The organism is Paraburkholderia caffeinilytica (assembly GCF_003368325.1).
GTDB lineage: Bacteria > Pseudomonadota > Gammaproteobacteria > Burkholderiales > Burkholderiaceae > Paraburkholderia > Paraburkholderia caffeinilytica.
The window spans coordinates 4,301,053-4,314,118 of record NZ_CP031467.1 but is presented as its reverse complement, the minus strand read 5'-3'; the positions used below and the strand labels follow the sequence as shown (position 1 = coordinate 4,314,118).

Below are 13,066 nucleotides of genomic sequence, written 5' to 3'. Positions count from 1 at the left end.
CGGACACCCCGCCGCCGGCAGGCAGGCAACGTCAGGCAACGAGCGGCCGCCAACACTGCCCGGCACCGCTCACCAGCGGCGGCGGGTTCATGCAGCCAACCACCACGGGCCTCCCGCGCCGCGTCCCTGTTTTCCGACCTACTCTCCGACCCACTCTCCGAATCCCCGACCAGATAATGAAATTCCTGTTCGATCTGTTCCCGATCATCCTGTTCTTCGTCGCCTTCAAGATCTGGGGCATTTTCACGGCGACGGCAGTAGCGATCGTCGCCACGCTGGTGCAGATCGCGTGGGTGGCATTCCGCCACCGCAAGGTCGATCCGATGCTGTGGGTGAGCCTCGGCGTCGTTACCGTATTTGGCGGCGCGACGCTCGTGCTGCACAACGACACCTTTATCAAATGGAAGCCGACCGTGCTCTACTGGGCGTTTTCGGTCGCGCTGATCGTCTCGCAACTGGCCTTCAACAAGAACCTGATCGAAGCGATGATGGGCAAGCAGATCACGCTGCCGCACGCGATCTGGGGCAAGCTGAACATCGTCTGGGCGATTTTCTTCGTGCTGCTGGGGCTGGTGAACCTGTTCGTGGCGTATCACTTCACGACCGACCAGTGGGTCAATTTCAAGCTGTTCGGCGCCACCGGGTGCCTGGTGGTGTTCATCGTCGGACAGAGTTTGTGGCTGTCGAAGTATATGAAGGAAGAATGACATGACGAGCGATGTGTTCATGCACGCCACCACCGCCGAGCGCGCCGCGCTGATCGAGGCGCGCCTCACCGCGGCGCTCGCGCCGGTTGCCTCGATCCGGATCACGGATGACAGCGCGCAGCACGCGGGCCACGCCGGCGCCTCCGCCGGCGGTCATTTCTCTGTCACGATCGTGGCGGCCGCATTCACCGGCAAGGCCCGCGTGGCGCGGCATCGCATGGTGTATGATGCGCTGGCCGATGCCATGCAGCGCGGCATTCACGCCCTTGCAATCACGGCGTATACGCCCGAAGAATTTGCTTTGTTGCCCCGCTAGGAAACCTTTCGATGACCTTGAAGAAAACCCGCCTTTGGGTATTGCTGGCCGCCTTTGCGGCCGCACCTGCATTCGCACAGAACATCGCCGTCGTGAACGGCACGCCGATTCCGAAAGCACGCGCCGATGCGCTGATCGATCAACTGGTTCATCAAGGCCAGCAAAACACGCCGCAACTGCAAATGGCCGTGCGCGAAGAACTGGTGAACCGCGAAATCCTGATGCAGGAAGCACTGCGCCGCGGCTTGCCGACTCGTCCGGACATCAAGGCGCAAATCGCCGTCGCGCAACAAACCGTCGTGCTGCGCGCGCTGATCGAAGATTTCGTGAAGAACAACGCGCCGAGCGACGCCGAAGTCACCGCGCGCTACAACGCGTTGATCAAGGACGCGGGCGGCAAGGAGTACCACCTGCACCACATCCTGCTCGACAACGAACAGCAAGCCAAGGATCTGATCGCCAAGATCAAGGCCGGCGCCAGCTTCGAAGACCTCGCCAAGCAGTTCTCGAAGGACCCGGGATCGGGCAAGAACGGCGGCGACCTGGACTGGTCGGACCCGAAGGCCTATGTGCCTGAATTCGCGGACGCGGCCACGCACCTGCAGAAAGGCCAGATGACCGACGCGCCGGTGCACACGCAATTCGGCTGGCACATCATCCGTGTCGACGACGTGCGCAACATCACGCCGCCGCCGCTGGAACAAGTGCGTCCGCAGATCGTGCAGCAGATCCAGCAGGAAAAGCTGCAGGCGTTCGAAGAAGGTCTGCGCAAGAACGCGAAGATTCAATAAGCGTTTTTTGGCTGCTGCTGTGGAATAAAAAACCGCCCTCGGGCGGTTTTTTTGTTTCTGCGTGCGCGTCGGGAATGACCGTTTCGTACCTGAGCGGATACGAAAAACACTAGATCTGGAGGCATCGCGCTGTTTCATACCTGAGCGGACACGGATCGAGCGTCGTCTGTTTGATTGCGACTGCGAGCCATGCCTCGCACATGGCCGCCGTCGTTGCCAGCTCACGCGCCCGCATCACATTGCGGCCATGGCACAGCCAAGCTGCCGCACATAGATGGCGCGGCAGCCTGCACTACACCATCAACCCAGCCAGCGGCGTGCGTTCTGGAACACGCGCAGCCACGGGCTTGCGTCCGTGCTGCCTTCGCCCCAGCCTTCCGGATGCCAGCTCATCTGCACCGCGCGATGCACACGCTCGGTGTGCGGCATCAGCACGCTGAAGCGGCCATCCGGCGTCGTGACCGACGTGATGCCGTTCGGCGACCCGTTCGGATTGAACGGATACTGTTCCGTCGCCTGCCCGCGGTGATCGACGTAACGCATCGCCACCGCCACCTTCGATGCATCGCCTTGCTGCGAGAAGTCCGCGTAACCTTCGCCGTGCGCAATCGCCACCGGAATGCGCGAGCCTTCCATGCCGGCGAAGAAGATCGACGGCGAAGCCTGCACCTCGACCAGCGAGAAGCGCGCTTCGAATTTTTCCGACTTGTTGCGCGTGAACTTCGGCCATGCCTCGGCGCCCGGAATCATCGACGCGAGACTGCTCATCATCTGGCAGCCGTTGCAGATGCCCAGCGCGAACGTGTCGTCGCGGCCGAAGAACGCGGCGAACATATCGGCCAGTTGCGAGTTGAAGCGGATCGCCTTTGCCCAGCCTTCCCCGGCACCCAGCGTGTCGCCGTACGAGAAGCCGCCGCACGCCACCGCACCGGCGAAATCCGCCAGGTTGGCGCGGCCGGCCAGCAGGTCGCTCATGTGCACGTCGTGCGCGTCGAAGCCGGCGCGGTCGAATGCATACGCCGTTTCGAGGTGCGAGTTCACGCCCTGCTCACGCAGGATCGCGACACGCGGGCGTGCGCCCTTGCCAATGAACGGCGCGGCGACGTCGTCAGCAGGATCGAACGTGAGGACCGGCGAGATGCCCGGATCGGCGGCGTCGGACAGCGCGTCGAATTCGGCATCGGCACAAGCCGGGTTGTCGCGCAAACGCGAAATGCGCCAGCTCACTTCGCTCCACGCGCGATGCAATTCGGTACGCGGTGCTTCGTAGATCTTCTTGGCGTCGCGATAGATTTCGATCGCGTCGCGCTCGTTGGTCTTGCCGATCACGTGCGAGCATGCCGACAGACCGTGTTCGCGCAACGCGCCCAGCACCGCGTCGCGGTCCGCCGCACGCACCTGAATGACAGCGCCGAGTTCTTCGGTGAAGAGCGCGCGGATCGTGCGGTCTTCACGGCGGCCGCTGGTCTGCTTCGCCCAGTCTTTCGCGTCGCCGAAATCGGACTCGTGGTTCGGATCGAGCACCAGCATGTCGACGTTCAGCGACACGCCGACATGACCCGCAAACGCCATTTCGCAAACCGTCGCCCACAGGCCACCGTCCGAACGGTCGTGGTATGCGAGCAGCTTGCCGTCGCTATTGAGCGACTGGATCGCGGTGAAGAAGCGCTTCAGGTCTTCCGGATCGTCGACGTCCGGCACCGTGTCGCCGACCTGCTGCGTGACTTGCGCGAGGATACTGCCGCCCAGGCGATGTTTCGCGCGGCCAAGGTCGATCGCGATCAGCACGGAATCGCCCACCTCGTTCGCGCGGCGCAGTTGCGGCGTGAGGTGCTTGCGCACGTCTTCGACCGGCGCGAACGCCGAGATGATCAGCGAGACCGGCGCGACGACTTCCTTCGCGACGCCGCGGTCTTCCCACTTGGTGCGCATGGACAGCGAATCCTTGCCCACCGGAATGCTGATGCCGAGCGCCGGGCACAGTTCCATGCCGATGGCCTTGACGGTGTCGTACAGCGCCGCGTCTTCGCCGGCTGCACCGCATGCGGCCATCCAGTTCGCCGACAGCTTGAGCTTGTCGAGCGACGCGATCGGCGCCGCCGCGATGTTGGTGACCGCCTCGCCGACCGCCATGCGGCCCGACGCCGGCGCGTCGATCACGGCGAGCGGCGTGCGCTCGGCCATGGTCATGGCTTCGCCGCGAAAGCCCGCGTAGTCCATCGTCGTGATGGCGACATCGGCCACCGGCACTTGCCACGGACCGACCATCTGGTCGCGCGCGGTCGTGCCACCCACCGAGCGGTCGCCGATCGTGATCAGGAACGACTTGCTGGCGACCGTGGGGTGGCGCAGCACGCTCACTGCCACGTCGGACAAGGCGATACCGGTGACGTCCACCGGTTCGAGTTTCGTTTCGACGCGTTTGACGTCGCGATGCATGCGCGGCGCCTTGCCGAGCAGCACTTCCATCGGCATGTCGACCGGCTCGTGCGCGGCGTCGCCATTCCGTTCGGAGTCGATCACCTTCAGCTGGCGCTCGGCCGTTGCCGTGCCGACCACCGCGAACGGGCAGCGCTCGCGCTCGCACATGGCCTGGAAGGCCGGCAGATCGGCCGGCGCGATGGCCAGCACGTAGCGCTCCTGCGCTTCGTTCGACCAGATTTCGCGCGGCGACAAGCCGCTCTCTTCCAGCTGGATCTTGCGCAGATCGAAAATCGCGCCCTTGCTGGCGCCATCCACCACTTCCGGGAACGCGTTCGACAGACCGCCCGCGCCCACGTCGTGAATGCTCAGAATCGGGTTCTTCTCGCCGAGCTGCCAGCATGCGTTGATCACTTCCTGCGCACGGCGCTCGATTTCCGGATTACCGCGCTGGACCGAGTCGAAGTCGAGTTCGGCCGTGTTGGTGCCGGTCGCCATCGAACTGGCGGCGCCGCCGCCCATGCCGATGCGCATACCCGGACCGCCGATCTGGATCAGCAGCGAGCCTTCCGGCAGATCGTGCTTGTGCGTGTGCTGATCGGAGATATTGCCGATGCCGCCGGCAATCATGATCGGCTTGTGATAACCGCGCACCAGACCCGCGACGTTCTGCTCATACGCACGGAAATAGCCGCCCAGATTCGGCCGGCCGAATTCGTTATTGAACGCGGCGCCGCCGAGCGGGCCGTCGATCATGATTTGCAGCGGCGACGCGATGCGGTCCGGGCGGCCATACGCTTCGTGCTTGTCGTCCGGATTCCGGTGAGCCAGCGGCTGCGCGGCGTCACGGGCGTTTTCCCATGCCTCGACACCGTCAGGCAGTTCCAGATTCGACACGGTGAAGCCCGCCAGACCCGCCTTCGGACGCGCGCCGCGGCCCGTCGCGCCTTCGTCGCGGATTTCGCCGCCCGCACCGGTCGAGGCGCCCGGGAACGGCGAGATCGCGGTTGGGTGGTTGTGCGTCTCCACCTTCATCAAGGTGTGGGTCAGTTCGACGTTGCGACGGTAATGTTCCGGCAGCGCGTTGTCGCCAGGTTCAGCCGGCGTACGCGGGAACCAGCGCTCGGCCACGCCGCCCGCCATGATCGCCGAGTTGTCCGAATACGCGACGATCGTGCCTTGGGGGTTCAGCTTCTCGGTGTTGCGGATCATGTTGAACAGCGAGATGTCCTGCTTCTCGCCGTCGATCGTCCAGTCCGCGTTGAAGATCTTGTGACGGCAGTGTTCGCTGTTGGCCTGCGCGAACATCATCAACTCGACGTCGGTCGGGTTGCGGCCGAGTTTCGTGAAGGCGTCGACGAGGTAGTCGATTTCGTCGTCGGCGAGCGCGAGGCCCAGTTCCGTGTTCGCCGCTTCCAGCGCGCCACGGCCGTGGCTCAATACGTCGACGGTTTGCAACGGCTTGGCCGGCAGTTCGTCGAACAGATGCAGCGCGTGGTCACGCGAGGGCGACACGCTCTCGGTCATGCGGTCGTGCAGCGCCGCGGCCACAGCCTCGCGTGCTTCGTCGGAGAGCGCTTTCTTGCCGCCCAGCAGACCGCTCTTCAGCGTAACCGTGTATTCGACGCCGCGCTCGATGCGGCGCACCTGGGTGAGACCGCACAGATGGGCGATATCGGTTGCCTTGCTGGCCCACGGCGACACCGTGCCGAAGCGCGGCACCACGAGGAAGGTTTCGGCCGTGCCGCGTTCCCTGGTTTCTTCGAACGGATCGCCGTAGTGCATCAGCGCTTCGATTTTCGCGTTGTCTTCCACTGAGAGCGGCGTGTGTGCGTTGACGAAGTGCAGATACTGGCCGCGCACACCCGTGATGTTGGGATCGATGCGCGTGAGCGTTTCGAGCAGGCGGGTTTGACGGAAATCGGAAAGGGCCGAAGCGCCGGGGAAACACGAGAAGTGGGCCATGGACTTGACGTTGCGTCGCTAATGATGCCGATGAGTGATGCCGATGAGCCGCGCGTGGAGGCGACGTGAGGCGGAAAGGAAGTCCGGGATTATACCCCGGGAACGAGCCTCCAATGGGCTTCGCACCAGGGTTTTGGCGGGATCTGCGTGGCCGGGCCGTCGCTTTGACTGCTATCATTCGCCCTTTCACCAGATCGGCGCGAGCGGCCTGAGCAATGCCGGGCAACGCGCCGCATGCCACGCTAAACGGGAACGCGGCGTTTCGGCGTCCCGCCGGCAAATCGAATCAGATCATGGATGTCATCGTCATTGGCGGCGGGATTGTGGGCGTCGCCACCGCTTATCAGCTGCGCGCCGCCGGTCATCGGGTATGCGTCGTCGAGCGCCACGCAACGGTCGCACAAGGCGCGACCTATGGGCACGGCGGCACCGTGCTGCCGACCCCGCTCGACGTCTGGTTCGGCCCGACTTTCATGGCGAGTCGCCAGGGCGCCAAAAACGGCGTGATCAGCAAGGCCGGCTTCAACGGGCCGGCGCGCCAGTTCGTCAGGCAACTGGCCGCTTTGCAGGAGCCGGAGGCGTTCAGCCGCCAGTATGCGCGGCTGCGTCCGCTGATCGAAACGTCGCGTGAGGCGATGGCCGACATCGAAGCGCGCTTCGGGCTCGAATTCGAACAGGCGAGCGGCCTGCTCTATCTGGTGCGTTCGGCGCAGGAATGGCAGCAGACCCAGACCGCGCTCGATCTGCTGCGCCAGTACGAAGTCCCGCACCATGTGCTCACGCCGGCTGAATGCGCTGCGTTCGAGCACTCCGTGCGGACCGAGCCGGAATTCGCCGGCGGTGTGCTGTTCGACCACGAGCGCACGGCCAACTGCCCGCTTTTCGCGAAACTGATCAAGCAGACTCTCGATACGCAAGGCGGCGTGCAATTCATGCTGGGCTGCGAAGTCTCGGCGATTCGCCTCGAGGGTCAGCGCGCCGCGGTGGAACTGGCGCCGCGACCGGGCACGGCATCGCGTTCGCGCGAAGTGGACGTGATCAACGCCGATGCAATCGTCGTCGCCGCGGGTCATGGCAGTCTGCCGCTGCTGGAACGCCTGGGACTGCGGCTGCCGTTGCACCCGCTGCGCCTGCACAACCTGGTGGCGCCGATCGCGCATGAGGAGTGCGCTCCACACGTCGCGATTGTCGACTCCGTCAAGCGGATTACGGTCAGCCGCATGAATCATCGGCTGCGGGTGGCGGGCGGTGCGGTCTTGCAGAGCGCCGGCCAGATCGACAAACCGCTGGGCGAGGCGTTGACGAAGGAAGCGCTGGCGCTGCTGGGCCAGGCGACGCACGACTGGATCCCGGGCGCGGCCCGGATCTCCGCGGCCTTGCCGTGGGAAGGCGTGAAACTGCTGTCGCCGGACGGTTTGCCGGTGGTCGGCAATGCGCTTCATCCGCGTCTGTTCGTGAACGCCGGCCACGGGCCTGCCGGCTGGGGCCTGGCCTGCGGGGCGGGCAGACTGATCGCCGACCTGATCTCGGGCAAGACGCCCGACGTCCCCGCGGACACCCTGGCTGCGCTGCGCGCGGACCGATTCCAGTCGTAAATGGCGTGCCCGCCCGAAGCATATCGGCACTACCATAGTGGCTCACAACGCGTCCTCGCCTTGCCCAAGGCGAACTCCAGGCCTCGCCATGACAGTGCCCGAATCCACGCTCCCGACGTTAATCAGCCCGCGCAACCGGGCGTTGCCGCTGCTTGCACTGGCCGACCTGCGCATCCTTGAAACCCAGGCCGCGGCGGCGCTGCCTCAGCACACCCTGATGTCGCGCGCCGGCAGAGCCGCCGCGAGCTACCTGCAAGAACAGATCACCCGCGACACCTCGACCGAAAAATCGAAGCACAAGGTGTGGCTCGTCGCGGGCCCGGGCAACAACGGCGGCGACGCGTTGATCATGGCTGCGGAGCTGCATCATGCCGGAATCGCCGTCGAGCTTTGCATGCCCCTCGAAGTCAAGCCGGACGACGCCCGCTGGGCGCTCGACACCGCCCGCGCGGCAGGCGTAGCCATTACATCGACACCGCCGGCTTCGCTGGACAGCTATACGTGGCTGGTGGACGGCATGTTCGGCATCGGCCTGACCCGCCCTCTGGAAGGCGTCTTTGCCATCATCGCCCGGCAGCTCTCGCAACGCACGAAAGCAAAGTCCAGACGCGGCGGCGTCCTGGCGCTCGACACGCCGAGCGGTCTCGACAGCGACACCGGCACGATCGTCGGCGACCAACCGGGCCAAGGTGGAAACCGGAGCGAAAGCCGGAGCGATGGCGCCGCGGTCCACGCCACCCACACGATCACCTTCATCGGCGCGAAACCCGGGCTCTTCACGGCACAGGGCCGCGATCTCGCCGGCACGGTGATGGTGGCGCCAATCGGTGTCGACAGCACCTCGCGCACGGCCGTGCAACTCAACGCGCCCGAGCTTTTCGCCGACTTCCTGCCGCCGCGCGACTTCGCCACCAACAAGGGCACCTTCGGCAGCCTCGCCGTGGTCGGCGGCGATACCGGCATGTGCGGCGCACCGATCCTCGCTTCGCGTGCGGCGCTCTACACCGGCGCGGGCAAGGTGCACGTCGCGCTGCTCGGCGACGGCGCCCCGCCCTACGATCCGCCACATCCCGAACTGATGCTGCATGCGCTCGACGATCTGCCGCTCGGCAAGATGGACGCGCTCGCCGTCGGTTGCGGCATGGGTCATCGCGACCGCGCCACGCAGGTCATGCACGGCGTGCTGGCGCTCGACGCACCCAAACTGTTCGACGCCGACGCACTCAATCTGATTTCGACGGACCCGTCGCTCGCGGCTGCAGTCGCCGCGCGCGGCTTGCAAGGCGATCCCTGCGTACTCACGCCGCATCCGCTGGAGGCCGCGCGCCTGCTCGGCACCGACGTGCAGGGCGTGCAACGCGACCGGCTCGCCGCGGCGCGCGCTCTCGCTGCACGCTTTGCCGGCGTGGTCGTGCTGAAAGGCACCGGCACCGTGATCGCGGCGCCTGACGGCCGCGTCGCGATCAATCCGACCGGCAATGCCGCACTCGCGACGGGCGGCACCGGCGACGTGCTCGGCGGCATCATCGGCGCGTTTCTCGCCCAGCATCTGCCGCGTTACGAAGCCGCGCTGGCAGGCGTCTACCTGCACGGCCTCGCCGCCGATACGCTGAGCGCGCAGGGCCACGGCCCAGCCGGTCTGACGGCGGGCGAACTCGCGCCGATGGTGCGGACTTTGCTCAATCGCATGTTCTATCCGCCGGCGGGGGGATGAGTCGGCGGCTGAATGAAGCACCCCATGAAACACGTCGATCAGGGTGTCCCGACCGCGGCGCCCGGTCCCACAGTTTGCATGGGACGCCCAAACCGCTGCCGCCCGTCACACAACGCCGCTATACTGATTGACTGCGCCGCGCGTCGGGTTCATCGCGGGTTACGGCGAAATTTCGGCGAGCCGTTCGACGATCCCCGGACGACCTCGCGAAATCTCCCCGCAATTCATCACGAACCGCAGCGCGCGGCATCGCTCTAACAGCATCGTTGCATCATCCTCGGCAGCGCTTCACGCGCGCGCCTTTCTTCGTGCCCCTTCGTTAGACGGACGCTATGACGCAGAACTCGCTCCCCTCCTGGTCCTCGCTGCAAACGCATTACGAGAAGATTCGCGATGCGCACATGCGCGACTGGTTCGCCCCCGAGAACGATCCCGCCCCTACCCGTGCTGAGCGCTTTGCGTTCGCGGGCGGCGGTCTCGCGGCCGATTTCTCGAAGAATCGCATCACCGACGAAACCCTGAAACTGCTGGTGCAACTCGCACGCGAAGCCGGCGTCGAGAAACGCCGCGACGCCATGTTCGCGGGCGACATCGTCAACCCGACCGAGGGCCGCGCCGCATTGCACACCGCCTTGCGCGCCAGCGATCCGAAGGCGCCGTTTCACGCGCAGATCCAGGCCGAGCGCGCGAAGATGGGCGCGTTCGCCGACAAGGTCCGCAGCGGCGAGTGGACCGGCTACACCGGCAAGCGGATTCGCTATGTCGTGAACATCGGCATCGGCGGCTCCGATCTCGGGCCGAAGATGGTCGTTCACGCGCTGCATCATCTGGCCGCGCCGGAGATCGCCACGCACTTCGTGTCGAACGTGGACGGCGCGGATCTGTACAACGTGATGCAGCAGATCGATCCCGAAGAGACGCTTGCGATCATCGTCTCCAAGACTTTCACCACGCTCGAAACAATGACCAACGCGCGCTCGCTGCGCGACTGGTTCATCGAGAAAGGCTGCCCGGAGAGCGCGCTGGCGAAGCACTTTGTCGGCGTGTCGGCCAATCCTTCCGAGGTGGTCAGGTTCGGCATCGCGAAAGAGAACGTGTTCGAGATGTGGGACTGGGTCGGCGGGCGTTATTCGCTGTGGTCGGCGGTCGGTCTGTCGATCATGATCGCGATCGGGCAGCAACAGTTCGGCGAACTGCTGGCCGGCGCCAACGAGATGGATCAGCATTTCCGCGACGCACCGCTCGAGAAGAATCTGCCGGTGCTGCTCGGCATGATCGGCATCTGGTATCGCAACTTCTTCGGCTCGCAAAGCTATCTGGTTGCGCCGTATTCGGAAGCGCTGCATTTCCTGTCGTCGTATCTGCAACAGCTCGAAATGGAAAGCAATGGCAAGTCCGCGCGCCTCGATAGCGTGATGGTCGACTATCCGACCGCCGCCGTGACCTGGGGCGAACCGGGCACGAACGGTCAGCATGCGTTTTTCCAGATGCTGCACCAGGGTCCGACCATCGTGCCGATCGACTTCATCGCTGTGTTGACGCCGGAGCATCCGCTCGTCAGCCATCATCCAAAGCTACTGGCGAACTGCTTCGCGCAAAGCGAAGCGCTGATGCTCGGCCGCACGCTCGAAGAGGCGAAGAAGGTTGCCGGTGCGGACAAGCCGGAACTGGCGCCGCACCTGGTGTTTCCGGGCAACCGCCCGACCACGACGCTGCTTGTCGACGCGCTTACCGCGCGTTCGCTTGGCGCATTGATCGCGCTGTATGAGCACAAGGTACTGGTGCAAGCATCGGTATGGAACATCAACCCGTTCGATCAATGGGGCGTCGAGTTGGGCAAGATCCTCGGCAAGGTGGTCGAGGCGGATCTGACGTCGGCAAGCGTCGATGAGAAGAAACACGACTCGTCGACATCGGCGTTGATCGCGCGGGCGCGCGCTGCGTTGAAGCGTTGAGCGTGAGTGGCGCGCCTGTTCGCGCCGTATGGGCTGAACGTTTAGTCGTGCGCTTAGCCGTGCCTGGTTGGTTGCGTTGAGCCTGGCTGCGTTGAGCCTGGCTGCATAGGTCGCGTTGGCCGAAATGAGAAGCGGGCCCTTGCGGCCCGCTTTGCTTTTGCAGCTTTCGCACGGATGATTGCGTGCGAACGGTTCGCTCAAGCCAACCGCCCCGCTTCGATCGTCACCGTCGTATCGCAGCGGCGCGCGAGCTCGACGTCGTGCGTGACGAGGATCAACGTGGCGCCGTTCGCGCGGTTCATCTCGAACATCAAATCGATCACCGCGTGGCCGGTGGCTGCGTCGAGACTGCCGGTCGGCTCGTCGGCGAACAGGATCGCCGGATGGGTGACGAAAGCTCGCGCGAGAGCGACCCGCTGCTGTTCGCCGCCCGACAGCAGCTTCGGATAATGCCCGGTGCGCTTCGCCAGTCCCACCTGCTCCAGCAGTCCGCGCGCGCGCGCCGCGGCCTCGCGCGTGCCGATGCCGCCTTGCAGCTCGAGCGGGAGCGTGACGTTTTCGAGCGCCGTCAAATGCGGCATCAACTGAAACGACTGGAACACGAAACCGACCGCGCCGCTGCGCAACGCGGCGCGCTCGTCTTCGTTCAGCTCGGTGAGTTCGCGCCCGAGCAGCCGAACCGAGCCCGAACTCGCGCTGTCCAAACCTGCGAGCAAGCCAAGCAGCGTAGACTTGCCCGACCCGGATGCGCCGACGATCGCTACGCTGCTGCCGGCATCGATAGCAAGATCGATGTCCTCGAGAATCGTCAGTTCGCCCGTTGCATCCTTAACCTTCTTGCACAAACCCCGCACTTCAATGACTGGATCAGTTTTGTTTAGCATGGTGAAGCGTAGGTTGAAAGTGCGCGCCGTAGCGACGGCGCTGACTACCGCATTCGGCCCGGCCGTGCTGGCCGCAACCCTGTTTTCGCTGCCCTTCCCGATCTATGCGGCCAACCCGCCCGAACAGGCCAAGCCGGTGATCGTCGTGCTCGGCGACAGCATCTCCGCCGAATACGGCTTGCCCCGCGACACTGGCTGGGTTGCCTTGATGCGCCAGCGCCTCACCGATGAGCGAATCGATTATAGCGTCGCCAATGCGAGCATCAGCGGCGACACCACGAGCGGTGGCCGGGCCCGCTTGCCGGCGCTCCTGCAGCGGCTCAAGCCGAGCATCGTGATCGTCGAGCTCGGCGCCAACGATGCGTTGCGCGGCGTGCCGCTCGCCACGACCGAAGACAACCTGCGGACGATCATCGAGCAGGCTCAGCAAGGCCACGCGAAGGTCGTGCTGGTCGGCATGTACGTGCCTCCCAATTACGGCCCCGACTACACGCAAAAGTTCCACGGCCTGTACGGTGAACTCTCGAAGCAATTGCGCGTGCCGCTGGTGCCGTTCCTGCTGGCCGGCATCGCCGACAAACCGGAAATGTTTCAGGCGGATCAGATCCATCCCACGCAGCAGGCACAGCCGGTGCTACTCAACAACGTGTGGCCGGCTGTCAAGCCACTCCTTCGCACAAGTTCGCCGCACTGAAAAGCTCGCTAGCAACTTGTTTCC

General features: G+C 64.9%; 9 protein-coding genes. 7 read left to right on the top strand and 2 right to left on the bottom strand.

The annotated features are described in order from the left end of the window. The first annotated feature begins 176 nt into the window (after positions 1-176). Genes DSC91_RS35585 through DSC91_RS35575 form a run of 3 tightly spaced genes read left to right on the top strand, consistent with a single transcriptional unit; the run spans position 177 to position 1,814 of the window. On the top strand, positions 177-707 hold the full coding sequence (locus tag DSC91_RS35585; protein ID WP_115783130.1) for a septation protein A: 531 nt from the start codon (positions 177-179) through the stop codon (positions 705-707). Position 708: 1 nt separating this feature from the next. Then, a complete protein-coding gene (locus DSC91_RS35580; RefSeq protein ID WP_115783129.1) occupies positions 709-1,023 on the top strand; it encodes a BolA family protein in 315 nt (104 codons plus the stop codon). An 11-nt stretch (positions 1,024-1,034) separates the two neighbouring features. Further along, positions 1,035-1,814 (top strand): peptidylprolyl isomerase, encoded by a 780-nt coding sequence (locus tag DSC91_RS35575; RefSeq protein WP_115783128.1) that lies wholly within the window; start codon positions 1,035-1,037, stop codon positions 1,812-1,814. A 300-nt stretch (positions 1,815-2,114) separates the two neighbouring features. On the opposite strand, the gene purL is transcribed toward DSC91_RS35575, so the two are convergent. Continuing rightward, positions 2,115-6,200: a phosphoribosylformylglycinamidine synthase gene (gene purL / locus DSC91_RS35570; protein WP_115783127.1), complete on the bottom strand. Its 4,086-nt coding sequence runs from the start codon at positions 6,198-6,200 to the stop codon at positions 2,115-2,117. 293 nt (positions 6,201-6,493) lie between these two features. On the opposite strand from purL, the gene DSC91_RS35565 reads away from it, so the two are divergent. From DSC91_RS35565 to pgi, 3 genes are all read left to right on the top strand, one after another. Further along, entirely contained in the window at positions 6,494-7,795 is a 1,302-nt protein-coding gene (locus tag DSC91_RS35565; RefSeq protein ID WP_115783637.1) for an FAD-dependent oxidoreductase, read from the top strand. 88 nt (positions 7,796-7,883) lie between these two features. Beyond that, the gene (locus DSC91_RS35560) at positions 7,884-9,509 is read left to right on the top strand and encodes an NAD(P)H-hydrate dehydratase (RefSeq protein WP_115783126.1); all 1,626 of its coding nucleotides are present in this window, start codon (positions 7,884-7,886) and stop codon (positions 9,507-9,509) included. A gap of 332 nt (positions 9,510-9,841) precedes the next feature. Continuing rightward, on the top strand, positions 9,842-11,464 hold the full coding sequence (gene pgi, locus DSC91_RS35555; RefSeq protein WP_115783125.1) for a glucose-6-phosphate isomerase: 1,623 nt from the start codon (positions 9,842-9,844) through the stop codon (positions 11,462-11,464). A 197-nt stretch (positions 11,465-11,661) separates the two neighbouring features. Here pgi and DSC91_RS35550 read toward each other — a convergent pair whose 3' ends face one another. Continuing rightward, on the bottom strand, positions 11,662-12,348 hold the full coding sequence (locus tag DSC91_RS35550) for an ABC transporter ATP-binding protein (RefSeq protein ID WP_115783124.1): 687 nt from the start codon (positions 12,346-12,348) through the stop codon (positions 11,662-11,664). Here DSC91_RS35550 and DSC91_RS35545 point away from each other — a divergent pair. Then, positions 12,347-13,042: an arylesterase gene (locus DSC91_RS35545; protein WP_115783123.1), complete on the top strand. Its 696-nt coding sequence runs from the start codon at positions 12,347-12,349 to the stop codon at positions 13,040-13,042. The two genes, DSC91_RS35550 and DSC91_RS35545, sit on opposite strands and share 2 nt — an antisense overlap. Positions 13,043-13,066 lie beyond the last annotated feature (24 nt).